This is a genomic window from Achromobacter deleyi, from assembly GCF_016127315.1.
Taxonomy (GTDB): Bacteria; Pseudomonadota; Gammaproteobacteria; order Burkholderiales; family Burkholderiaceae_B; genus Achromobacter; species Achromobacter insuavis_A.
The window spans coordinates 3,463,349-3,485,501 of the sequence record NZ_CP065997.1; the positions used below are offsets into that span (position 1 = coordinate 3,463,349).

The 22,153-nt window shown below is 67.1% G+C and carries 31 protein-coding genes and 1 tRNA gene; 7 read left to right on the forward strand and 25 right to left on the reverse strand.

All coding sequences use genetic code 11. The features are described from left to right. Positions 1-69 precede the first annotated feature (69 nt). Both I6I07_RS15730 and I6I07_RS15735 read left to right on the forward strand, forming a co-directional pair. Complete coding sequence (locus I6I07_RS15730) at positions 70-2,478, forward strand: TonB-dependent siderophore receptor (protein ID WP_232626092.1); 2,409 nt, start codon at positions 70-72, stop codon at positions 2,476-2,478. A gap of 203 nt (positions 2,479-2,681) precedes the next feature. Then, positions 2,682-3,953: an MFS transporter gene (locus tag I6I07_RS15735; RefSeq protein ID WP_198487347.1), complete on the forward strand. Its 1,272-nt coding sequence runs from the start codon at positions 2,682-2,684 to the stop codon at positions 3,951-3,953. 19 nt (positions 3,954-3,972) lie between these two features. Here the strand turns inward: I6I07_RS15735 and I6I07_RS15740 are convergent, their stop codons facing one another. The 3 genes from I6I07_RS15740 to I6I07_RS15750 all read right to left on the reverse strand — a co-directional run bounded on the left by I6I07_RS15740 (position 3,973) and on the right by I6I07_RS15750 (position 6,753). Beyond that, a complete protein-coding gene (locus I6I07_RS15740) occupies positions 3,973-4,845 on the reverse strand; it encodes an NAD(P)-dependent oxidoreductase (protein WP_198487348.1) in 873 nt (290 codons plus the stop codon). A 206-nt stretch (positions 4,846-5,051) separates the two neighbouring features. Continuing rightward, positions 5,052-5,759 carry a fumarylacetoacetate hydrolase family protein gene (locus I6I07_RS15745; protein ID WP_198487349.1) on the reverse strand — a complete coding sequence of 236 codons (708 nt, stop codon included), beginning with the start codon at positions 5,757-5,759 and terminating at the stop codon, positions 5,052-5,054. Between the two features lie 70 nt (positions 5,760-5,829). Continuing rightward, positions 5,830-6,753 (reverse strand): helix-turn-helix transcriptional regulator, encoded by a 924-nt coding sequence (locus tag I6I07_RS15750; protein WP_006390470.1) that lies wholly within the window; start codon positions 6,751-6,753, stop codon positions 5,830-5,832. A 171-nt stretch (positions 6,754-6,924) separates the two neighbouring features. On the opposite strand from I6I07_RS15750, the gene I6I07_RS15755 reads away from it, so the two are divergent. Continuing rightward, complete coding sequence (locus I6I07_RS15755; protein ID WP_198487350.1) at positions 6,925-7,353, forward strand: PaaI family thioesterase; 429 nt, start codon at positions 6,925-6,927, stop codon at positions 7,351-7,353. 111 nt (positions 7,354-7,464) lie between these two features. Here I6I07_RS15755 and I6I07_RS15760 read toward each other — a convergent pair whose 3' ends face one another. After that, positions 7,465-8,922, reverse strand: coding sequence for a phospholipase D-like domain-containing protein (locus I6I07_RS15760; RefSeq protein ID WP_198487351.1), 1,458 nt, complete (start codon positions 8,920-8,922; stop codon positions 7,465-7,467). A gap of 220 nt (positions 8,923-9,142) precedes the next feature. On the opposite strand from I6I07_RS15760, the gene I6I07_RS15765 reads away from it, so the two are divergent. Next, positions 9,143-9,218: transfer RNA gene (locus tag I6I07_RS15765), tRNA-His, on the forward strand. Positions 9,219-9,308: 90 nt separating this feature from the next. On the opposite strand, the gene I6I07_RS15770 is transcribed toward I6I07_RS15765, so the two are convergent. From I6I07_RS15770 to I6I07_RS15870, 21 genes are all read right to left on the reverse strand, one after another. Further along, positions 9,309-10,364 carry a tyrosine-type recombinase/integrase gene (locus tag I6I07_RS15770; RefSeq protein WP_198487352.1) on the reverse strand — a complete coding sequence of 352 codons (1,056 nt, stop codon included), beginning with the start codon at positions 10,362-10,364 and terminating at the stop codon, positions 9,309-9,311. Next, the gene (locus I6I07_RS15775) at positions 10,361-10,585 is read right to left on the reverse strand and encodes a DUF4224 domain-containing protein (RefSeq protein ID WP_198487353.1); all 225 of its coding nucleotides are present in this window, start codon (positions 10,583-10,585) and stop codon (positions 10,361-10,363) included. Before I6I07_RS15775 ends, I6I07_RS15770 begins: the two co-directional genes overlap by 4 nt. After that, on the reverse strand, positions 10,585-10,854 hold the full coding sequence (locus tag I6I07_RS15780) for a hypothetical protein (protein WP_198487354.1): 270 nt from the start codon (positions 10,852-10,854) through the stop codon (positions 10,585-10,587). Before I6I07_RS15780 ends, I6I07_RS15775 begins: the two co-directional genes overlap by 1 nt. Beyond that, a complete protein-coding gene (locus tag I6I07_RS15785) occupies positions 10,841-12,079 on the reverse strand; it encodes a hypothetical protein (RefSeq protein ID WP_198487355.1) in 1,239 nt (412 codons plus the stop codon). The genes I6I07_RS15780 and I6I07_RS15785 overlap by 14 nt, the downstream gene beginning before the upstream one ends. Next, positions 12,076-12,717: a hypothetical protein gene (locus tag I6I07_RS15790; RefSeq protein ID WP_198487356.1), complete on the reverse strand. Its 642-nt coding sequence runs from the start codon at positions 12,715-12,717 to the stop codon at positions 12,076-12,078. The genes I6I07_RS15785 and I6I07_RS15790 overlap by 4 nt, the downstream gene beginning before the upstream one ends. 2 nt (positions 12,718-12,719) lie before the next feature. Next, positions 12,720-12,965 carry a hypothetical protein gene (locus I6I07_RS15795; protein WP_198487357.1) on the reverse strand — a complete coding sequence of 82 codons (246 nt, stop codon included), beginning with the start codon at positions 12,963-12,965 and terminating at the stop codon, positions 12,720-12,722. Beyond that, the gene (locus I6I07_RS15800) at positions 12,965-13,960 is read right to left on the reverse strand and encodes a DUF551 domain-containing protein (protein ID WP_198487358.1); all 996 of its coding nucleotides are present in this window, start codon (positions 13,958-13,960) and stop codon (positions 12,965-12,967) included. Before I6I07_RS15800 ends, I6I07_RS15795 begins: the two co-directional genes overlap by 1 nt. Next, positions 13,957-14,415, reverse strand: a complete 459-nt coding sequence (locus tag I6I07_RS15805) for a hypothetical protein (protein WP_198487359.1) — start codon at positions 14,413-14,415, stop codon at positions 13,957-13,959. Before I6I07_RS15805 ends, I6I07_RS15800 begins: the two co-directional genes overlap by 4 nt. A gap of 84 nt (positions 14,416-14,499) precedes the next feature. Continuing rightward, positions 14,500-14,886, reverse strand: coding sequence for a Gp49 family protein (locus I6I07_RS15810; protein WP_198487360.1), 387 nt, complete (start codon positions 14,884-14,886; stop codon positions 14,500-14,502). A 35-nt stretch (positions 14,887-14,921) separates the two neighbouring features. Next, positions 14,922-15,452, reverse strand: coding sequence for a hypothetical protein (locus I6I07_RS15815; RefSeq protein ID WP_198487361.1), 531 nt, complete (start codon positions 15,450-15,452; stop codon positions 14,922-14,924). Between the two features lie 19 nt (positions 15,453-15,471). Next, the gene (locus tag I6I07_RS15820) at positions 15,472-16,125 is read right to left on the reverse strand and encodes a lambda exonuclease family protein (RefSeq protein WP_198487362.1); all 654 of its coding nucleotides are present in this window, start codon (positions 16,123-16,125) and stop codon (positions 15,472-15,474) included. After that, a complete protein-coding gene (locus tag I6I07_RS15825) occupies positions 16,126-16,899 on the reverse strand; it encodes an ERF family protein (protein WP_198487363.1) in 774 nt (257 codons plus the stop codon). A gap of 7 nt (positions 16,900-16,906) precedes the next feature. Further along, positions 16,907-18,013: a hypothetical protein gene (locus tag I6I07_RS15830; protein WP_232626093.1), complete on the reverse strand. Its 1,107-nt coding sequence runs from the start codon at positions 18,011-18,013 to the stop codon at positions 16,907-16,909. Continuing rightward, the gene (locus I6I07_RS15835; RefSeq protein ID WP_198487364.1) at positions 18,010-18,189 is read right to left on the reverse strand and encodes a hypothetical protein; all 180 of its coding nucleotides are present in this window, start codon (positions 18,187-18,189) and stop codon (positions 18,010-18,012) included. The genes I6I07_RS15830 and I6I07_RS15835 overlap by 4 nt, the downstream gene beginning before the upstream one ends. Beyond that, on the reverse strand, positions 18,186-18,482 hold the full coding sequence (locus I6I07_RS15840) for a hypothetical protein (protein WP_198487365.1): 297 nt from the start codon (positions 18,480-18,482) through the stop codon (positions 18,186-18,188). Before I6I07_RS15840 ends, I6I07_RS15835 begins: the two co-directional genes overlap by 4 nt. Before the next feature lie 109 nt (positions 18,483-18,591). Beyond that, complete coding sequence (locus tag I6I07_RS15845; protein ID WP_198487366.1) at positions 18,592-18,954, reverse strand: hypothetical protein; 363 nt, start codon at positions 18,952-18,954, stop codon at positions 18,592-18,594. Between the two features lie 3 nt (positions 18,955-18,957). Beyond that, entirely contained in the window at positions 18,958-19,203 is a 246-nt protein-coding gene (locus tag I6I07_RS15850; RefSeq protein WP_198487367.1) for a hypothetical protein, read from the reverse strand. A gap of 41 nt (positions 19,204-19,244) precedes the next feature. Next, entirely contained in the window at positions 19,245-19,490 is a 246-nt protein-coding gene (locus I6I07_RS15855; protein ID WP_198487368.1) for a hypothetical protein, read from the reverse strand. Then, positions 19,487-19,681, reverse strand: a complete 195-nt coding sequence (locus I6I07_RS15860; protein ID WP_198487369.1) for a hypothetical protein — start codon at positions 19,679-19,681, stop codon at positions 19,487-19,489. Before I6I07_RS15860 ends, I6I07_RS15855 begins: the two co-directional genes overlap by 4 nt. Positions 19,682-19,722: 41 nt before the next feature. Next, the gene (locus tag I6I07_RS15865; RefSeq protein ID WP_198487370.1) at positions 19,723-19,953 is read right to left on the reverse strand and encodes a hypothetical protein; all 231 of its coding nucleotides are present in this window, start codon (positions 19,951-19,953) and stop codon (positions 19,723-19,725) included. A 653-nt stretch (positions 19,954-20,606) separates the two neighbouring features. Beyond that, positions 20,607-20,981, reverse strand: a complete 375-nt coding sequence (locus I6I07_RS15870) for a hypothetical protein (RefSeq protein WP_232626094.1) — start codon at positions 20,979-20,981, stop codon at positions 20,607-20,609. An 83-nt stretch (positions 20,982-21,064) separates the two neighbouring features. Between I6I07_RS15870 and I6I07_RS15875 the strand changes: the two genes are divergently transcribed. From I6I07_RS15875 to I6I07_RS15885, 3 genes are read left to right on the forward strand one after another with little or no spacing between them, the layout of a single operon-like run. Beyond that, entirely contained in the window at positions 21,065-21,265 is a 201-nt protein-coding gene (locus I6I07_RS15875; RefSeq protein WP_232626095.1) for a hypothetical protein, read from the forward strand. Beyond that, on the forward strand, positions 21,266-21,916 hold the full coding sequence (locus I6I07_RS15880; RefSeq protein ID WP_198487372.1) for a hypothetical protein: 651 nt from the start codon (positions 21,266-21,268) through the stop codon (positions 21,914-21,916). Continuing rightward, on the forward strand, positions 21,917-22,111 hold the full coding sequence (locus I6I07_RS15885) for a ClpX C4-type zinc finger protein (RefSeq protein WP_198487373.1): 195 nt from the start codon (positions 21,917-21,919) through the stop codon (positions 22,109-22,111). Positions 22,112-22,153: the final 42 nt, after the last annotated feature.

A 22,153-nucleotide genomic window follows, 5' to 3' on the forward strand; every position in this document is an offset into this window, starting at 1 on the left:
GGAGATGACCGGGCGGTGTCCCGTGTCCCGTCCATGAGAGCCATCGTGTCCCGCAAGCCGCAAGCCCCCGTGTCCCGACCCCTCCCGCGTCCCGCCCATCCGGCCGCGCCGCGTCCGCCCAGTCTCCAGGCCGCGCCGCGCCTGTTGCCGGCGCTGTTCGCCGCCGCCCTGTGGAGCGCCAGCGCCGCCGGCCCGCTGGCGCCCGTAGCGCTGGCCCAGTCAGCGCCAGCGGCGCGCAGCTACGACATCGCCGCCGGTCCGCTGGACGTGGTGTTGAGCCGCTACGCCGCCGCGGCCGACATCACCCTGTCGTTCAACGCCGACCAGACCCGCGGCCGCCAGTCCGCCGGCATCCGTGGCGCCTATACGGTGGACGCCGGCCTGGCGCATCTGCTGGCCGGCAGCGGCCTGGAAGCGCGCCATCGGGGCGGCGGCAACTACGTGCTGCGCGAGGCGCCAGCCGCCGGCGTGTCCACGCTGCCCGCCGTGACCGTCACCGGCGAAACCGCCTTCAGCGCGGTGCCGGGCTATGCCGCCAGCCGCAGCGCCAGCGCCACCAAGACCGACACCCCGATCCTGGAGATCCCGCAGTCGGTCTCGGTGATCGGGCGCGAGGAAATGGAAGCGCGCGGCGTGCTCGACGTGATGGACGCGATCCAGTACACCCCGGGGGTGGCCGTCAACACCTACGGCCCCGACAACCGCGGCTGGGAATACATCAGCTTGCGCGGCTTCTCGACCTATAACGTGTCCATGCGCGACGGCCTGGCGCAGACCCCGTCCGGCGTCACCTACTATTCCACCGAGCCCTACGGCCTGGAACGCATCGAGGTGCTGCGCGGCCCGTCGTCGATGACCTTCGGCCAGAGCGATGCCGGCGGCCTGCTCAACCGCGTCAGCAAGCTGCCCAACGGCGAGCGCATCCGCGAGGTCGAAGTCCAGTACGGCAGCTTCGAACGCAAGCAACTGGCATTCGACCTGGGCGATGCCTTCGGCGCTGGCGACGCGCTCAGCTACCGCCTGGTGGGCTTGGCGCTGGACAGCGACGACCAGGACAAATATCCCACCGGCGACAAGATCAATCGCAAGCGCCTGTACCTGGCGCCCTCGCTGCGCTGGCAGCCAAGCGCGGCCACGTCGCTGACGCTGCTGGGCGAATACATCAAGGACAAATCCGGCGAGGATCCCTACTACTTCGCCAAGGACTACAAGCTCACCGACGTCAAGATGGGCGACCCGGGCTTCAGCCGCATCAACCGCGAGCAGTCCTCGATCGGCTACCAGCTCGAGCACCGCTTCAACGACGCCTGGACCTTCCGCCAGAACTTCCGCTACAGCCACCTCTCGCTCGACCGCCGCGTGGTCTGGACCGACGAGGTCAACGAGGATGTCACCGCCATCACCCGGGTCGCCCGCAGCTGGGACGATCCGCTGAGCCAGTCCGTGCTGGACACGCAGATGCAGGGCAAGTTGCGGCTGGCCGGCGCCGAGCACACGGTGCTGTTCGGCTTCGACTGGAACGACCAGCGCGCCAGGGCCAACCGCTATATCGGCCCCGCGCCCGGCCTGGACCTGCTGAACCCGGTCTACGGGGTGCCGATCCCCACGCCCACCGATCCGCTCGCCAACTATCGCCAGACGATCCGCCAGGCCGGCCTCTACCTGCAGGACCAGATCAAGCTCGACGATCATTGGATCGTGACCTTGGGCGGACGCCAGGACCGCGTCACCTCCACCACCGACGACCGTCTCAACGGCACCTACACGCGGGTCCGCGACAACGCCTTCAGCGGCCGCGCCGGGTTGACCTACGTGGCCGACAATGGCGTGGCGCCGTATGTCAGCTACTCGGAATCGTTCCTGCCCAGCAGCGGCGTGGATGGCGACGGCAATCCCTTCAAGCCCAGCCGCGGCAAGCAGGTGGAAGTCGGCGTCAAATACCAGCCGGTGGGCTCGCGCAGCCTGTATACGCTGGCCGTGTTCGACCTGAACAAGACCAACATCGTCAGCTACAACCCCATCACCAACGAGCAGCGCCAGATCGGCAAACAGCGCGCGCGCGGCATCGAGTTCGAGGCCAAGGGCGAGCTGGCGCGCGGCCTGAACGTAGCGGCCTCCTACACCTGGCTCGACATCACCGTGCGCAACAGCGGCGACGCGCTGGAAGTGGGCAAGATCCCGATCGGCATCCCCAAGCAGACCGCGGCGCTGTGGCTGGACTACACGCTGGCCGAGGGCCTGGGCGTGGGCGGCGGCCTGCGCTATATCGGCCGGCGCCAGGATGACGAGCACAACACCACCAGCCGGCCCGGCGTGACGCTGGCCGACGCCGTCGTCCACTACGAGAAAGGTCCATGGCGGCTGGCCCTGAATGCCACCAACCTGTTCAACCGCGACTACTACTCGATCTGCTACATGGGCGAGTGCTATCGCGGCGCCGAGCGCACGCTGATGCTGACGGCGCGCTATCGCTGGTAAGGCCCGCGCTGCGGCTGGGCGCGCGGCAGGGGACCGCGCGCGCCTGACCGCTCACCGGACAGGATTTCACCGCCGCCGCGCCGCCCGCATATAGCCGGGAGTAATATGGCGCGTCTGGCGGCCGGCTTCCGTCTCCTCGCATCCCTCGTGGTGTCTGCACCGAAGCGCCCCAGCGCGACAAGAAGACACAAGGAGAGAGGCAAGTGGAGAAGCAAGAATCGGCCGGCTGGTATTTCGGCTGGAACATCGTCGGCGCCGCCACGGTCCTGACGCTGTTGACGGTGGGGCTGCGCATGGGCATCGGCCCGTTTTTCCTGCCCATGGCGGACGGCCTGGGTTTTTCGCGCAGCCTGCTGTCGGGCATCGTCGCGGCCGGCATGCTGTGCTACGGCCTGGCGATGCCGCTGGCCGGCTACCTGGTCAGCACCCGCGGCACCCGCTTCGTGCTGTTGACCGGCGCCGCCATCGTGGTGGCCTCGTCCATCTGGACCGTCTTCGCGCGCGGTCCCATCGAATTCCTGCTGGCCTTCGGCGTGGCCCTGTCGGTCGGCCTGGCCTTCACCAGCCCGGTGGCGCTGACCCCGGTGATCAGCCGCTGGTTCACCCGCCAGCGCGGCATGGCGCTGTTCTTCCTGTCCACCGGGTCCATGGCCGGCATCGCCTTGATGACCCCGACGCTCACCTTCGCCATCAGCGCGGTCGGCTGGCGCGAAACGCTGCTGGCCTTCGCCGCCCTGTTCGCGCTGCTGACCGTGCCGGTGGCCTTGTTCGTCATGCGCGACCAGGCGCCCGAGCACACCGACCTGCTGCCGCACCAGATCGTCGAGAAAAAATCCGCCTCGCGGCCCGCCGCCAAGGGCCCCGAGCCGCGCGTCAAGGACGCCGTGCGCACGCTGCCGTTCTGGCAGGTGGCGCTGGGCCTGTTCGCCTGTGGCTTCAGCATGAACCTGCTGGGCACGCACGGCATGCCCATGCTGATGGACCATGGTTTCGACGCCACCACCAGTTCGCTCGGCATCGGCCTGATCGGCCTGGTGGCGATCTTCAGCACCCTGGTGCTGGGACGCATGTCGGATCAGGTCGAGCGGCGCAACATCCTGGCCGTCATCTACCTGGTGCGCGGGCTGGGGTTCTTCGCGCTGGTCATGGTCGGCGCGCATTGGGAACTGTACGCGGCGGCCACCATTGGCGGCATCGTCTGGGCCGGCAGCATCGCGCTGTCCTCGGCCATCCTGGCCGACGTCTATGGCGTGCGCCTGGTGGGCGTGCTGTACGGCCTGACCTACCTGGGCCACCAGATCGGCGGCATGATCAGTTCCTGGCTGGGCGGCTGGGCCTTCGAGGCCTTCCATACCCACTGGGTGGCGTTCGGCGCGGCCGGCGCCCTGTTGCTGCTGGCCGCGGCCATCTCCCTGCAACTGCCGCGGCGCGGCGCCTTGCGCGCCGTGCCGGCGATGGCGGCGGGCGGGCGCTGAGCCCGCGCCGCCGTCAGGCTCAGCGGTCCTTCAGCAGCGACACCAGCTCGGGCACGTAGCGTTCGCCGCCGCCCTGGCTGACCGCCTGGTCGTACGTGTGCTGCACGGCGGCGCCGATCTCGCGCACGGCGCCGGTCTCGGCGGCCATCGTGTTGTAGTACGACAGGTCCTTTTGCGCGTTCGACATGAAAAAGCGCAGCGACGACGGATCCTGCTCCAGCAGATACGGCTTGAGGCGCTCCAGCGCCACGCCGCCGCCGCCGCCCTTGGCCAGCACCTCGGCGAACACCGCCGGGTCGATGTCGGCGCGCAGCGCGCAGGCGGCTGCTTCGGCCAGCAGCGCGATCGCGCCCAGCGACACGTAGTTGTGCAGCAGCTTCATGCGATGGCCCGCGCCCACCGGGCCGGCGTGCGCGATGTTCTCGGCAAAGCACGCCAGGATCGGCTTGCATTCCTCGAACAGCGCGGCGTCGCCGCCCACCAGCAGGTTCAGGCGGCCTTCGGCGGCTTCCTTCGGCGTGCGCGTCATGGGGGCGTCGAGGAAACGGCCGCCCTTCTCGGTGACCGCCTCGGCCACCTTGACGGTGGAGGAGGGGATCGCCGTCGAGCAGTCGATGATCACCGTGCCCGGGCGCAGGCCTTCCAGCACGCCGGCCGGCGACAGCAGCACCGCCTCGACCTGCGGGCTGCCCGTGACGCACAGGATGATCACGTCGGACTGCGCCGCCAGCGTGGCGCCGTCGGCGCAGCTGGTGGCGCCCGCCGCCTTCAGGGCGTCCAGCGGCTGGTTGCCCGGATGCTCCAGCACCGTCAGCGTGTGACCGTGCTTGACCAGATTGCTTGCGATGCCATGGCCCATCAGGCCGATGCCCACCATACCGATTTTTGCCATCTTCCACTGCTCCTGCCACACGGGCTGTTTGTTATGGCGTAAATCTTACTCTCAGATCCGCGAGGGTCCGGCCGCCGCACCGTCGTGGGGCGCGCCAACGCGGCCCTTGCCGGACCGCCTTACGGCGCCCCGCCGCATGCCGGGCGGCGGGGCGTCAGGACCAGGCTGGCGCCGGGGAGGGCGGCAGGGCCAGCCTGTGCCGCGCATCACACGATGCGGATGCTCAGTTCCGGCAGGCCGTCCACGTGCGCCACGATCACGTCGCCGCGCACCACCGGGCCCACGTTCTCCGGCGTGCCGGAATAGATCACGTCGCCCGGGAACAGCTCGAACGCCTGCGACAGCCGCGAGATCTGCTCGGCCACCGACCAGATCATGTGCGACAGCGTCGCCTGCTGCTTGCGCTCGCCATTGACCGCCAGCCAGATGTCGCCTTCGCGGTAGTGGCCGGTCTGGGCCACCGGATGGATCGGGCCGATCGGCGCCGCGTGGTCGAAGCTCTTGCCGATTTCCCACGGCTTCTTCTGGTCGCCCATGCCGCGTTGCAGGTCGCGCCGCGTCATGTCCAGTCCCAGCGCGTAGCCGTAGACGCAGTCCAGCGCCTGGTCCAGGGGAATGTCGCGGCCGCCCTTGGACAGCGCCGCCACCAGCTCCACCTCGTAGTGGTAGTTCTGGGTCAGCGGCGGGTAGGGATGGTCGGCCACCGTGTCCGGCAGCACCACCTGGATCGCGTCCGTCGGCTTCTGGAAGAAAAACGGCGGCTCGCGGCTCGGGTCCGAACCCATTTCGATGGCGTGCGCGGCGTAGTTGCGGCCGATGCAATAGATGCGGCGCACCGGAAAGCGCAGGTCGCTGCCGGCGATCGGCACGGTGGTCTGCGCCACGGCAAACGGGGTCTGGACGGCTTGGGTCATCGCGGGTCTCCTGAAGGTTGCGAGGTCCAGGCCAGCTTACGGCCGCCCCGCCCGCCCCGGCAGGAGACGTTTACGCAATCCCTGGACGATTCCGCGTATCCGCCTCGCCGCCGCGCAGGCGCTCGCGGTAACCGGTCGGGCTGACCCCTTCCAGCTGGCGGAAGCGGCGCGAGAAATACGCCTCGTCCGCGAAACCGGCGGCATGCGCCACCTGCGCCACCGTGCGCGCCGTATGCGCCAGCAGGTCGCGCGCCAGCGCCATGCGGCGCTCGGCCACCAGTTCGGTGAAGGTCTTGCCGGTTTCCTTCTTCAGCAGGTGCGCCAGGTAATTGGGCGACAGAAACGCCGCCGCCGCCGCGTCGTTCAGCGTCAGGTTCTCGGCCAGGTGCGCGCCGATGTGCGCCAGCACCCGCCGCACGCTCTCGCGCCGGCTGCTGCCCGCGTGGTGCCGCGCCAGGTGCAGCAGGTCGGTCTCGTAGCGCCCGCAGGCCAGTCCGATCAGCTGCAGCAGCAGGCCGCGTATGGTCGTCGACGAACCGAAGCCGCGGCGCCGGTTCTCGTCCATCAGGCGTCCGATCAGCGCCTCGGCCTGCGCCAGCCCGTCCTCGTCCAGCGCGAAATCCAGGTACTCCTGGAACAGGAACGGCGCCAGCGCCGGCGCCTGCGACACCGGCACCTCCTCCAGGTCCAGCGGATCGACCGCCAGCTCCGGCCACAGGAAACGCTGCGCGAAGTTGATGATGACGTAGCGCGCGCCCGGCGGATGCGGCACCAGGTGCACCCGGTACGGCAGCACGAAACTCATCCCGCCGCGCGGAAACGGCCGGGTGGTGCCGCTGATGGTCTGGCGCGTGTCGCCCTCCAGGTTCACCTGGATCTGGAAATACTCATGGCGGTGCGGCTGCTCCAGCGGCTCGCGCACCTGCTGCGCGCGGATGTCGAAATCGAAGTAGTCCGCGCGCTCGGCCATGCCGTAGGTCTTGATGGGGGTCATGCGGGCGGTCGGGAAACGGGCAATTGCATGGGCAGACTGTAGCGCCGGCGCGACGCCCGCGCCAGTTGCGCACGATATTGTCCGCTCACCGGTCGGCCCGGGCCCGCGCTGGCGCGCGCCGCCCGCTTTGCGCTACCGTGGGGCATTGCGCAGCGCACACTCCCCATCGCCATGACAGACACCATTCCCGCCGGCTTCGCGCCCTGGCTCCCCAGCAGCCAATTCATGCGCCACCTGGCGGACCTGGGTGGCTTCTACCGGCGCGAGGCCGACGACGTGCTGGCCATGCGCGTCGGCCCGGCCCACGGCAACATGCACGGCATGGCCCACGGCGGCCTGCTCGCCACCCTGGCCGACAGCGCCCTCGGCTTCGTCATCGCCCACCAGTGTCAGGCCTCGGTCGTCACCGCCCAGATGTCGGTCGAATACCTCAACGCCGTCATGCCCGGCGACTGGCTCGAAGCCCACGTCACCATCGACAAGCGCGGCAAGCGCCTGATCTACGCCACCTGCCACCTGAAAGTGGACGAGCGCCTGGTGCTCAAGGCCAGCGCCGTCTTCGCCGTGCGCCAGGCGGCGGTGCCGACCTCGGACGGTTGATCTACCGCCTATCCATGTGCAATCGGCGGCCCAGGGGCCGCCGATCGGTTCTCGTGCGCGGGCCGCGCCACCCGGCCCATGGGCCGCGGATACGGCGTCGCCCAGCCAGGCCTACAGATACGGCGTCGCCAGCCAGATCACCTTGTTGCGCAGCCGCTTGGCGAACGGCGCCTGCAGCAGCTCTTCCAGCGTCTGGCGGCGCGCCCCGGCCACCTGCGCGTCGATCCGGGCGCCCACCCAGCGCGCCACGTCCACGTCGTAGATTTCCGTGTCCAGCTCGAAATTGAGCCGCAGGCTGCGCGGGTCCAGGTTCGACGACCCCACGTAGGCCCAACCGTCGTCCACCGTCATCAGCTTCGAGTGGTCGAACGCCCCTTGCGAGCGCCACACCCGGCAACCCGTGCGCACCACCTGGTCCAGCTGCGCCGTCATGGCGTAATCGACCAGCCGCAGGTTGTTCTTGCCCGGAATCACGATATCCACCACCACCCCGCGCCGCGCCGCCGTCGCCAGCGCCCCGATCAGCGGCTGGTCCGGCAGGAAGTAGGGCGACTGGATCCGCACGTGCCGCTGCGCCACCGCCAGCGCGCCCAGCAGGATGCTGTGCGCGCTGCCCAGGGCGCGGTCCGGCCCAGACGGCACGCAGCGCATCGGCACCGCCCCATGCGGCGGCTGCGCCTGCGGATCGAACCACGGCTGCGCCGGCAGCGACTCATGCGTCGTGAAATTCCAATCGTGCGCGAACACCGACATCAGCTGCGTCACGATCGGCCCTTCCACCCGGAAATGCGTATCGACATTGGTCGCCGCGCCCGACAACGCCGTCACGAACGCCGCCCGCACATTCATGCCGCCGGTGAAGCCGACGCGCCCGTCCACCACCAGCACCTTGCGGTGGCTGCGCAGGTTGGCGTACGGCATGCGCAGCACCCCCAGCGGATTGGTCATGAAGCGCGCCACCGGCACCCCGCCGCGCGCCAGCATCCGCACGATCGGCGGCCGCGAATACTTGGCGCCGATCGCGTCGATCAGCACCCGCACCTGCACCCCGCGTTCCTGCGCCTCGATCAGCGCCTGCGCCATCTCACGCCCGATCGCGTCGTTGTCGAAGATATAACTCTGCATCGCCACCGCGTGCCGCGCCTCGCGGATCGCCTGCAGCATCGCCGGATAGGCCTCGTCGCCGCCGGCCAGTGGCCGCACCGCGTTGCCGCCCAGCAGCCGGAAGCGGCTGACCCGGTCGCCCAGCACCTTCAGCGACGCGAACTGCGGGCCCGAGATCGGCGCCACGTCTACGCTCGGCGTCTCCACCAGCGCCGCGTCCACCAGCATCGCCTCGTCGCGCTGCTGCGACAGCCGCGTCTTGCGGATCCGGTTGATCCCCGCCACGAAATAGACGGCCGCCCCGAACAGCGGCGAAAACAGCGCCAGCCCGACCCAGCCGATGGCCGACCGCACATCCTGCTTGGTCATGGCCGCATGCACCGCCGCGCCCGCGCCCGCCACCACGCTGATGGTGAACACCATGTGGGGCCAGTAATCGATTAGTAGTTGGTGTATGCGATCCATAGCGACGGCGAAGCGCGGGCCTCCAGAGGGTGATCCGAGCGCCAAGGATAGCAAGGTCGACGGTGGCGGCAAATCCGGCCGGCTCGGGCCGTTGGCCGCGGCGGATCGCTGGCGGGGGACAGACCGTTTTACACAGCCCGAAAAATCGTGCTATAGTTCGGCCTCTTCGCGGTTGGACACGGAAACAACGGGTTCGGCGGCAAAGAGAAACACCCCAGTGGTGGCTGTAGCTCAGTTGGTAGAGTCCTGGATTGTGATTCCAGTTGTCGTGGGTTCGAGTCCCATCAGCCACCCCAAGAATTCAAATGAAATCAGGCACTTACGCGAAAGCGGAGTGCCTTTTTTCATTCCCGAATGGTGGCAAGATCCGACGATGGTGGCATGCGTCAGGCGCTGCCCTTGATCTTGACCACGCGCCGGCGGTCGTACACCCGCCTGGTGGTGGCCGGGTTGGCGTGGGTTTCCGGGTTCTCGTCGCGGCCCACCATCACCGTTACATAGTAGGCGCGCAGGTCGTGGAAGGTGAACCGCTCCCGGCCTGGAACCTTGACCCAGTCGGCCATGATCTTCGACCACAGAGCCTTGAAGCCCTGTTCGGTATACGGCTGCCCGTCGCGGTTGGTGAACACGAACATCGATTCAGGGATGGCCGATTTTCCGTCTCGCGCGCGGCGGTCCATCTGGGCGAGCTCGGCAAACAGCTGGCGCAGCGCCGGCGTCCACTCGATCAGGCCTCTGCGCAGCGCGTCGCCGGCCTTGGCCTTGGCAAAGCCCACCGAAATGCCAGCGGGCCCCATATCGGTCTTGCGCAGCTGCAGAAACTCCACGCGGCGGCGCCCGGTGAGCGCGATGAACTTGGCCATCAGGCCGATTACATGCGACGACGGGCCCTTCTTGGCCGCGGTGGCGCAGAATGATTCGATCTCTTCCCAGGACGGGCAGCGCGAGCGCGGGCGTTCCTTGTTCCGGCGCACCTGTCGGCAGGGGTTGGCCGTGGCGTATCCCTGTTCAATCCCAAATTGGAAGGCTGACGCCAGGAACGCCATTTCACGGTTAGCCCGCACCGGCGCCGCAGCGCGCTCCACGCGAAGGTATCGCGCGATGTGGGGCGGTTTGACGTCATCAACCTGCATGGCGGCGAATCGCTCCAGAACCTGCTTGCTCGCCGTGATGTAGTCGTCTTGTGTCTTGGGCGCCAGGTCGTTTTTGAATCCGCCGCTGGCCATGTACTCGCGGATCAGCTCGCCCACGGTTCCTGTGTCCGGCGCGCGGCGCTCCATTTCCAGCACGCGCTTGATGGCCTCGGTCCGGTCATGGCCCAGGTTGATGTATTTCCGATCGTTGGTGTAATAGCGGAACGTCCAGCCGCCGTTCGCGCGCGGCCGCGCGTCCATGCGGGGCAACAGCCCCAGCTTCAAGTGTTTCGTACGCTTGGCAATCATGCCGCGCATCTCCAATTCGGTTCGGCGCCGCGCTTGGGCCGGCGCTTTTCTTCGCCCGACAGACGGGCATCATGGTACTCGCGCAGGATGCGGGGCCAGCCATCGCCGGCCGCGCGGGCAAACGGCCAGCCGTTCCGCTCCAACCAGCGGCAGGCCGCGGCCCGGGTGACATAGCCAGTCAGCGCTTTGATCTCGTCGGGCGTGAGGTAGGGGGAAGCCATCACATCTCCTTCTTGTCGGTGTCGGCGCGGGCGGCGCGGCGCAGTTGGCGCAGAATCAGGCGAGCCAGGCGCTTGTGGACGCGCACCAGGCGCTCGTCGCTGCTCCAGTGATAGCCGCCACCGCATTCGGGGTCGGGCCTCTCGGTTTCGTATTTGCGCGCCAGCATCGCCGCCGCTTCCCGGTTGGCAGCGGCGCGGGCGGTCAAGTAGGTGCGTCCATGGGTCGGCGATCGGTAGACGACGCGCGTGACCTGCTCAATCCTGGCCATCGCGTTCCCCTTGTTCGGGCTGGGTGGCATCGTCTACCACCTCGCCAACTGCGGCGCGCAAGGCGTCGAAAGCGGCATCGAATCGTGCGACGTTCTCAGGAAACACCACCAGCGCGCCATCAGCCCGGTCCCATACATGCCCGTACAGCTTGGTCATGCCCTTGGCGGCGGTCAGCAGCCGGCCGACGTCCGCACCCCCGACGCACTGCTGGCTGCCATCCTGGGCCGCCTGGGGCTGCTTGAGGGCGCGGATTCGAATGTGCGCGTCGGAGTAGCTGTTCTCTGCGATCTGGGCTGCTTCCTCCAGCGCCGCATTGCGCACTGCCTCGGCGCTGGCCTGGGGCGCGGGTTCGCCCATATGCGTCGGCCCGTTCTCTGCATTCAACGCAGCGACCAGCCGCGACGACGTTTCCCGCTCGGTGCGCAGGTCGCGCTCCGCTTCCCGTGCGCGGCGCTTCCAGATCGCCAGATCTTCGCGGGCGCCCTCATAGGCGCCCGCGAAGTCCACAGGCTTGCGCCAAAGCTGCGCAGCCAAGAACGGGTCCTTTTCCAGCCGCCCCACCGAAACGCCTTGCGGGTTGCATGCGCTGCACGGAATCGACTCCGGGTAGCCGGTCGTGTGGCTTGTGTACCAGCCGGGGCCGCCACACCGCTTGCACCGATCCCCAGCTACAGGGGCGCTTGCCCGAAGGTTGCGCACCGCCTGCACGACGGGGTCGACGGGTTCAGCGGCGTGGCGGGCTTCTATCTCGTTGGATTCCTTCTCATACGCGATCAGGTAACCGACGATCAGCCGCGCATCCGCTTCGGCGCTTGCCGGCGTCATGTCATTCCATTCCGTCTCCAGACACTCCGCAATGGCCTGGACGCGCCAGTCATCGAGCGGCGCGCGCTTCGGCTTGGCTACAGGTGCGCTTGCCAGGGCGAAGCGGGCGTAGTCGCGCATCATCCCGTGAATCTTGTCCAGATTCTTGAGCTGTAGATAGCTCGTCGGGACATGGGGCAGCGGCGGCAGCGCCCGCTCATCGGCTACAGGGGCGCGCAGCTTGCGCAGCACGGCCGCCTCGACTTCCCGCGCCATCGCTCGGTCATTCTCGGCGCGCATGGTGGTGTTGGCCGCCGGCCAGTCGCAGGCGGTGTTGATCTCGTCGTCCGTCAGCACGTGCTTGGCGGTGTTGTTGGTGGCCGCCTGGGCGGCGCTGTTCGGGTTGGGGTGGTTGGTCATAGGTCCAGTTCCTTGTTTATCGGTGTGCCGGCGCTGCGGGCGATGGCCAGCAGCACGTCGCGGAATTCAGGCGGCGTGGCGTTCCGGATGCGGGTTTTATCCTTGCCGCCAACCATGGCCATCATCCCCATGCGCCGTGCCTTTTCATAGCCGTGTAGCTCAAGAGCGCGCGGGTGTATGCGCTGAGGGGAGGGTCCCCATTTCAGCTCTGGCAGTTCGGTGCCGCACGCATATAGCCACGTCCCTTTGCGCGACAGGTGGCCGTAATGCCCCTGTTCGACATAGCAGGTCCAGCCGCCGAACGCATCGGCACGCACCCAGCGGCCCGCGCGCGGTGGCTTCTTCAGCCCGAACCAGCCCCACGCATGCGAATCGGCCGGGTGTTCCAGGACGCCGCCGTAGTTGCGTACCGCCGTCAGCGCCGCGGCGAAGCAACCGCCGTCTTCACCCAGGCGGAACTGGTGGGGTTTGTTGGGCGGTCCGTGCCAGTACCTGCCCCAGCGCTGGCAGGGCGGGTGGGCGACGACGGGTAGATGCCCTGTGTACAGACGGGCATCTCGCTGCTCGTCCCACGGGTCCACGCCAGGCGCGCCGAAGTAGGCGCCACCCGTCTCCACGAAGAGCGCGGCAACGTCCATGCTCACCTCCCCGCGCCCTGGCCGCGCTGCTGGGCGGCGAGTTGCCAGCAGACGGGCTTCTCGGTATCCAGGCGGCGCACCAAGCCCAGCTTCTCCAGGTGCAGAAGCCACGCCCGAACGGCGCCGCTGTGCTGCTGCTGGCTGGTGCCGAAGCGCGGACGCACCCTGTCGGCCACATCCCGGGTCAGGAGCGCGCCCGGGCCTGCCAGCGCGGCGAGAACCTTTTTCTCGTATTCGCTGAGTTCCATCACGCCCCCCCCTTACGTTGGGCTGCAATGGCGGCGCGGTCCAGGCGTTCAATCTCGGCCAGGATCAGCGCGCCGGCCTTCTCCAGATTGCGTCGCGCGGCGCCAGGCTTCCACCAGGCTGCATCCCACGGCCACAAATCAACGAGCGGGCGGCGCAACGGGTGCGGGTCATCGGTAGCGGTCTGGAGGGCAGCATAGCGAGCGTAGGCCGCAGCAGCCGAGGCCAGCTCTCCCAGGTCGTATTCGTCGTCGCGCTCGTCGGTCCATCCTTCCTGCTGCCGCTGGCGTTGGCGCTCGGCCAGCACATCGCTCGCGGCAGCGGTCAGCGCATCGCCAGCAGCGGGAGCGGCAACGGAAGCGCTGACCTCTCGCAGGCATTGGTTCCAGCCCCGGATGAATTCACCGTGGTATCGCAAGTCCGAAAGCGGCTTGGGCAACGCCGCGAAACCGGGATAGAGCGGCACCCACGCACCGGACTGCTTGCGAACATCTTCGATGCGGTCGTTATGGATCGGGCCTTCGTGGCCCCCGTCGGAACACGGCCGGAACCAGAACAGAGCCTGCCGCTCGTCCTTCTCCCCCTCAGTCGCTACCGTGGAGGCGGGCGCGCCAGGGGCGGCGCAGGCGGGGCACGGTTCGGCGGTCAGGATATTGCCGACGGCGCCCTGGTCGTTGCAGGTCGGGCAGGGAGGTGCGGGAAGCGGCATCCAGTGCGTGGGCTGATGAAACAGCGGAGGCATCTCGCCGTCCAGTTTCCAGCCGCCCAGGCCGTAGAACTGGCCCGTAATGGCTGCGTTGTACCGCTCATTCCACAGCAATACACGGCGGCCGTCCTTCGGCGCGCTCTCGATGGGAAGCCAGCCGGCGGGGTCCGCATTCCCCAGCGCTTCCATCATTCGCGCCGCGAGCTCGTAGCCGTTGGTGCGCAGATTGCGCGTCATGGCCAGCACCGCGGCCGGGCTGGTGTCGGGCAGGGTTTCGTTGTCGGTCGTCATGGTTGAGCCTCGGTGGTGGCGCGCGCGGCGCGCATCAGTTCGACGGCCACCTTCTCGGCAGCCCAAAGAGTAGGGACGTCCAGCAGGCCCAGGATGGTGTCGATCACGGCGCAGGTATGGGCCAGGATCGCGAGCTGGTCGTCGGTGAGAGCGGCGGGCGCGGTGTAGTCCTGCAATACCGAGCCGCCGGTGTTCAGGTGCTGCACTTCCTCCTGGAAGCGCGGGTCGTTTTCGATGGCCACGCCCACGGTGTTGAAGGTCGACGCCAGGTCGGTGCGCGCGTCGTCGTGCGGGTCCGTGCGCAAGCGGGCCAGCGCCAGGTGCATGTCCAGGCTGATCTGCTGCTTGAGCGGCGCCATCATCGGGTAGCGTCTCGCGGTGTGCTTGAAGGGGCGTCGCGCGGCGCGTTGGCGGGCTTTCTCGCTTTCGGCCTGGCGGCGTTGCTGGCGGTTCATCGTCGTTCTCGGTATATGGAGGCCGGGCACCGGCGGCGGTCGGATGGGGGAGGGAGTCCCGCCGCCGCCGGGCCGGCCAAAGGGTTACGCCTGGGCAGCCAGGCGCGAGCGCAGCTCGTAGCCCATCAACGGCCAGATCTTCTGCACGGCGTTCTGACGGGCGATGTTGCGGCCGATCTCGGCGTCGAAGTTCTCGGGGCTGGCGCACGCGCTCTCGCCGGTCACGGTGAATCCGTTGCGCAGCACCAGGACGCAGAAGGTCAGAAGCCCCAGGGCCTTGGCATCGCATGCCTGGGCTTCCGGGCCGCCGCGGAAGTGGCCGTCAACCCCATCGAGGGCCGTGAAGAAGTGGCATTCCTTGATGTTGGCCTCGATGTCGGCCGGCGTGACGCGCGGTGCGGTCTTGCCCTTGGCCTGGATCTGCTGCTCGATGCCGTCGTCGTCGGTGCGCGGCGATTGGATGTTGTTCATGGACTGCTCCTATGGGGTACTGCGTTGGGAAAGGGTTACGCCGCTTCCGGCTCCAGGTTCAGGCCCAGCGAGCCCTGCTTCTCGGCCGCCGGCGTGATGCTGATGGTGATCTCGTTGCCCAGCACCTCGTAGAGCTTCTTGACCTGCTCGCCGCTCGGGTGGCACTTCACGCGGAAGGTGGTGACCACGCTGCCGCCTTCCATCATTTCCACCGCGAAGCCGTCGACGTCGGCCGTATCCAGCTCGATGTCGGAATCGCCGCCCAGGCCGAAGTCGATCAGCACCTTGGCGCCGACCAGCTCGTGCTTGAGGCGGATCTTCTCGATGAGGTCGCCGAACACGCGCACGGTGGGCTCGGGCATGACGCCGTCGACGCTGCCCTGAGCCGGGTTTTCCTCGGCCTTGTAGAGGGCATGGCGCAAGCGCGGGTGGAACTCGGACAGCACGCCGTTGCCGGCGGTAAACTGGATCTTCAGGTCAGCGGCGCCCGCCGGCTCTTCGCCGTGGCGCTCGGTGCGCACGTTGATGTGCGCCAGGGTTGCGGTTTGCTCGGTAATCGAGAACATGGGGCAGGGCTCCAGGGTGCTACGTTGGGGAAAGGGTCAGGCGGCTCAGTTGCGTGAGCTGCTGATGGAAGCGCGTGACGCGGCGCTCGAAGTCGAGCAGGTCGGCCTCCAGGGCCTCGATCGCATCGTCGTCGCGCGTGATTCGCACGATGGTCAGCTTGCGGCCGATGGCCTCCAGGTCCGGCGCCCACAGCACCAGGTCGACCCACTGGCGGCCGAGCAGCCACATGGCGCCGTTGCACTGATCCACGTATTCGCTGATGTCGCCGGACACGACGGCGGTGAACAGAGTGTTGGACGACACCATGGTCTTGATCTCGACGATGCCGTCTTCGTCGACCAAGCCGTCCACGCTGACGCCGAACTTGCGGTCATCGGTGGTGATGAATCCCGCCTCTTCGACGAACCGGCCGGTGGCGGCCTCGTAGGCGGCGCGGGCGTGCGGCTCCTGCTCGGTGCCGAAGCGCATGGCGCCGTTCACGAACACCTCGGCCGCCTTGCCGCCGGCGCGCTCGCGGGCCACGTCCATGGCGTAGTTCAGGCAGTTCTTGGACGGCTCCTTGCTTTTAAGCCGGTCGCGGCAGTCCTTGAAACGGCTGCCGGTGGTGACGCCGCGGCGCGCTTCCAGCCATTCGGGCGAGCCCTGCGGCTCCTTGTGGAAGATCAGGTCCATTTACTTTTCCTCCTGCTTTAGCATGGCCCGCTTGTCGGCGTAGGCCTTCTTGAACGCGGCGAACGCCGCAAGGTTGTTGGTGGACTCGATGGCCTTGCAGCCGTCCCGCCAGATGGCGGCGGCGGATTCCATGTCGTCGGCCTGGGCTAGCCTGCTGATCCACTCGTCGCGCAGGTCTTCCGCTGCATGCGCGGCGCCGTTCCCGTCGTTGTCGTCTTTCTGTTCGGACAGGCCGGTAATCGCCTTGAGCGTGTAGCGCTCCAAGTAGGTCTTGGTGCTGGCGCGGGCCTGAATGGCGTTCTTCGCGCCACCAGCGTCAGGCGGGCCGCCCATCGACACGCTTTCCTCGTGTCCGCCAACATGGCGCAGGTAGCAGGTCACCTCCATCCAGTCCTTTTCGTCGCGCGTAAGCTTCCAGGACGACGACAGGCCATGCTTGGAGAGCGCCGGCGTGACCGCATTGACGACGTCGTGCAGCTCGGCGTAGGCCTTCCCCTTCAAGGGGCCATCCGTGACGTCCTTGCCCTTGATGATCTTGACCGCCTCGGCCTTGAAGTTGGCGAACGCCTCGTCGTAGGCCTTCTTGGCTTCGGCCTTGGCCCAGCGCTCCTGCAGGTCCATCATCTTCTCGACCTGTTCCAGCGTGGCGCCTTGCTGCACGGCCGCCAGCATCATGCCCATGGGCGAATTGGCGGCCAGCGTGGGCAAGTGGCTGGGGTTCGATTCGGGACGGGGGGCCACTTCGCGGGCCGGGGCGTCGATGATTTCGGTCATGGCTTCCTCAGTAGGTGATGCGGATGTTGGGGATCTGGCCCTTGGCGATCAGCTTGATCGCCTGCTTGGCGCAGTCCTCGGGCATGCCGCCCTGGACGAACGCATCCAGGGCAGCGCGGTTGATGGCTGTCTTGTGCGCCAGGTCAGCCTCGCGGCGCGCGGCTTCGGCGGCCACAGCGGCCTGTTCGTCGGCGATGCGCTGGCGCTCAGCGGCGGCGGCCTGCTCGGCAGCCTGCCGCGCGCGCTGCTCAGCCTGCGCCGCGGCTTCCCGTTCGCGCGCTGCGGCGGCCTGGCGGTCGAGTTCGGCCTGCTGCTCTGCAGCGATACGGCGCTGCTCGGCCAACTGGGCATTCAGGCGGGCGGTTTCAGCGGCGGCCAGGGCTTCAGCTTCGCGGCGCGCGGCGGCATCTCGCTCGGCCTGGGCGCGGGCTTCTGCTTCGCGCTGGGCGCGCTCGGCGGCTTCGCGGGCGATGCGCTCTTCGCGTTCCTTCTGCTCGCGCTCCGCTTCGGCAGCGCGCAGGCGCGCCAGCTCGGCCTGCTCAGCGTCGTATTTCTCGCGCGCCGCCAGGGCCTGCGTCAGCGCGTCTATGGCGCGGGCCTTGACGCGGTGCGCCTCGGCCTCGTATTCCTCCCAGGACGCATCCACAGCCCGCGCATTGACCTGTTCGAGGGTGGCGCGCAGTTCGGCCGCGTCGAGGTCGTGGTGTTCGTCGGCGCGCAGGCGGAACCATTCGATACCCTGCTGGTGGCGCTGCTGGCGCGCTTCCTCGGCGGCTTCCCACTCGGTGAGCGGCGCGCGCACCTCTTCGGCCAGGGCATCCAGCGCGGTGCGCATGCGCAGGCGTTCGGCATCGATCTTTTTCGGGATCTCTTTCAGGCGGTCCACCTGCTCCTTGCCCAGGCCGTCGAGGGCGGTCTTTACCTTCCGGACCTTGAACGCCAAGCTGGCGATCGCCTCGCGGCCTTTCTTGGTCGTCAGGTCAGCGACGTGGCCGCTGACTTCGGTGCGGATTTTGTCCAGCCAGGGTTCCAGACCGCCGGGCTTGGAGTAGACCTGGAGGGCCGTCTCCGGCGGCGGCAGTTCTGCAAGTTGAGTTGCTTCGGTCATGGTCATTCCTTGGCGGCCACAGCGGTCTTGCTGCAGCCTTCGCAGGTGGGGTAGGGGGTGGACTGGCTGTCCAGCGTCGGGCCCAGCACGCCGACGGAGGCGGCCAGCACCACGGCGCCGGCGATGCCGACCCATTCGTAGCGGTCGAGGCCCAGCAGGGCGCGCAGGAGGCGGCGGATCACAGGAGGCTCTCCAGTTGCGACTGGTAGAACGCATGGGCGCGCTCCAGCTCGGCGCGAAGGTAGTCCTGCCACCAGTCGACGTCGCCGCCGCCGGCGGAGCCCAAAATGCCCGCGTCGTATTCGTCCAGTTCGGGCGTGTCGCGCGGCGACAAGTCATCGGCGGCTTCCCGAAGTTCTGCCGCCAACGTCTTGGATTCGCCCTCGTACAGGAGGCCCGATTCGATGCGGGCGTTGTTCTCGCTGACGATCAGCTCGCGGTAGTGAAGGCCGGGGCGGCACACGCTGAATTTCATGCTTTGCTCCAGGAATCGCGGCGGGCGTGGGCGCGCATCAGCGCATCGCCCAGCCGGCCAATCAGGTACGCCGCAGCCAGGCCGCCGGCGATGAATTGAAGGAGGGCGGTCACAGGTATTGCTCCGCTTCGTCCGGGTCCATCTCGGCGAGCCGGCGGTTCGCCACGCCCTCGATGCAGTTGCCCAGGTGGCCGGCCAGGAACTCGCCCACGCTCGGCACGCTCGAGCCAATCAGCAGCACCAGCAGCACCGCCGCCGGGTTGTCGGCCAGCTCGTTCATCAGGTGCTCGGCCCAGTCGGCCGCCGTCAGCCCATAGGCGGTCGGCGCTTCGTTCGACAGGCACGCCACCACGGCGGCCACGGCCTGCGCCTTCGTCACGGTCGGCGCGTCTTCGTCCGGCTCGTACGGCAGGGAGTAGGGCGGCGCGACCTGCAGCAGGTCGTCCATCAGTTCGGCGTGATAGGCACCCATGGCTCAGTTCCTCGAGGCCAGTTCAGCCTCGCGCGCCAGGCCCTGGTAATGCTTCAGGGCGGCCGCGTCCTTGCGGTAGCGGTCGAACTCCGGCCGGAATGCTTCCTTGAGGCGCGCCTGGTTCATCGGGTCGGCCGCTTGCCAGGCCAGGCCCACCAGCCGCATGAAGCTGCCGCCGTACTGGACCATCGCCGCCGCGGCGTCGCCGTCCGTGCCCTTGGCGATGGCGTCCTTGAGGAAATCGTTCATGGTGGTCTCCTTGCCCCGGCACCCGGGGCGGGGTGGGGTTGTTAGTGCAGCGCAAGCGATCCGCGCCCGAACGGCTTAAAGCAGCAGGAACACACAGCCACTCCGGTTTCGATTTCGTGCTGGATGGCCCGCGCCGTGCGGCGGTAACAGTCGGATTGCGCCTTCGCCACATTCGTGTGCAGCAGCCCCAGGGCGCCGGCGCGCTCCGCTTCGTCGGCCAGCCTGTTCCAGTGAGCGACAGCCCACTCTTTTTGATCGAGCGGGACCGGAGGATGCGGAATGTTCATGCGGCCTCCAGACGGTGCGCAGCCGTTTCGGCTATGGCTTGGTAGCGCAGGCCCTTGGCGCGCTGATATTGGGCGCCGCGGGCATTGCCGATGCGTTCCAGGTTGGCCGCGCCTCGCAGGCACACCCGGGCACGGGCCGACAGGTCATCGGCAAGGTTGTGCAGCTGGATTAGGCGGTGCGTGGTGAGCATGCTGTTTCTCCTAGCCCCTACCGGGGCGGGTGGGGGTGGAGTCAGGCGGCGAAGCGCCAGTAGGTGCGGGGATTGCCGACATGGGGCGAGGGCACGTAACGGTTGGTCCGGCCCTCGAACGTCAGGCCGTAGCCGACGCCGCCGAAGGCGTTGTCGTATTCCGTGATTTCGACGCAGCGCGGGTTGTCGCCCAGGCTGTTGTCGCTGTCGCCGTTGTAATAGCCCTGGTTCGCCTTGATGTTGTCGGCGAAGTCCTTGTCGACCGTGCTCATCTGTCTTCTCCCTGTCTGCTCACGGGTTGTGAGTGCATGGGAAGAATTACACACGATGTGTGATTTGAGGTCAAGAAAGAAACACACGCTATGTGTGATTATTTTGTAACGGGCAAAAGAAAGCCCGCTTTGCGCGGGCTAGGTGGGCTTGAAGCGAAGGGGAAAAACTACGGCCTGAGCAATCGCCGGGCTATGGCTGTAGCGCCGCCTAGTTGCTCGACGAACTCGCGCCATCTCGGATCAGCCAGGACTCCGGCCAACTGCGCGGCCTTTATGTCCGCTGCTGCACTTTGCTCGATGGCTTCTCGCGCTGCTATGAGGAAATGAAGGAAAGGACCGCCGTCAGCGGGGATGTACCCAATCTCGGAGGCCATTTGGCCCCACAGCGCCATTCCATCAATGGCGGGCACCCAAATACCGTGCCATGCCTCGTCAGCAATAGCTGGCGGCTCAACGCCAGGAGGGCACTCTTCACCGTGACGAAGAAGAATCCTTAAAGGAGTGCGTAGTTGCATCGTCGCGCAAAAGACGTGCGCAGTTTCGCCAACTGCGTCGCTCCAGCCGCTTTGGTCAGAAAGCATGTCCTTTCGCATTGCTTGGGCCTCGATTATTTTTCTTGCGATGACCTAGGGCGGCCGTCAGACCATACAAGCTCAAGATGCCTTGGAGATTCTGCTTTTGTCATCGATCTCAGTGAGTTCATTCAAGGCAGATCTGATGCTATGGGCGATGAACCCCACACTATCCGGTGGCAGTCTCTTTATCGCCTCTAGGGGAACCCATTTCTCGAACGGCCACTGGGAGGGCAGCGACGGCATCTGTCCATACATGATCCATGCCGCCGGTATTCCGTAGGCGGCCTCGGCCTGTACGGCTCCCTCAAAGCTGATTCCTCTGGTTTTCCAGTTGGTCACTCTGTTATCGGCAACATTCATGCGCGCAGCCACCCTCGAGGTCACAGCCTCCCCAGGGCTCATTTCTTCAATTGCGGCAAACAGGCGAGCAGTTGTTTCGTGCATAGCTTCCATGGCGCGTATGTTGCTCGGATCACACGCGGCGTTGTTTCACGCTATGTGTTGACTGCGAATCACACATGGTGTGTAATTCCGCCATGGACGACAAAACCCGAATTCTCAAACTTGGTGGCCCTGCGAAGGTTGCTCGCCTGCTCGGCCTGGGCAAATGGGGAACGAATCGCGTATCCAACTGGATGACGCGAGGAATCCCTGCGGTCGAGAAAGTGAAGCGCCCGGACCTTTTCCTCGCTGAAGAATTGCCCGAGCAATCGGGCCATGCGCAGGAGGGCGCCTAGATGGCCTACCTCTACGCCTGCCTCTTCAGCAACGGCGCAATCAAGGTAGGGCGCACCAGCTCGCCAGATGAGCGGCTGGCTGCGCACGCTGACCGCGTATCGGTCGTTGGCGTCTATCTGGATCAGCGCGTCATCGCACCATGCGTAGGTGATGTCGCGATGGCCGAAGCTGCACTGATCGAACAATGCGTCGCCGAAGCCGAGATTCGGTTCAAGCGCGAATGGTTCTTCGGTCTGAACTTCGCCCGCGTGGAATCCTGGACCCACGAAGCCGCTGGTTACGGATACCAGCGGCCACAGCGCAGCGTTGCGGTGGCACCTTCGCCTGACACCGCCGTTCGGCGATACCGCTGCGTCTGGGAAGACAGCAGGCACCACTGGGTGGACCTCGATCCGACCAAGTTCCCGTGCCCTGATAGCTCGGTGATGCGCTGGGACTTGCGTCCTGATGATTGGCACCGAATTTGGCCCGAGCTTCTGGACCATCCGTGCGCGGTTCTCTACGCGCCGAAATACCCGGGCCGGACCATCGAACTGATCAAAGCGGCCGTTCCCATGTTCCAGACCGCGCCTGACCTGCGGCCCGACGACTGGGAACGCATCTGGCCCGAACTTGCCGACCCCGCGCCGGCGCAGCAGGAGGCGGCGTAGATGGCCATCTTCCAACGCGAAATGGCTGTCTGCGACTTCTGCGGCAAGGATGCTGACCACGTCGCATTCATTGTCGTGGGATCGATCAGCGTCGAGAAAGCACTCACCCCGGCGATCTGCGATGGATGCATTGATCTGTGCGCCGAGCTCGCTGCCGAGCACCGGAAAAAGCACCAGGGGCCGAGCCATGGTTAAGGCTCCGACTCGGCTGGCCCTGGAGGCAGTGGCGCACCAGGT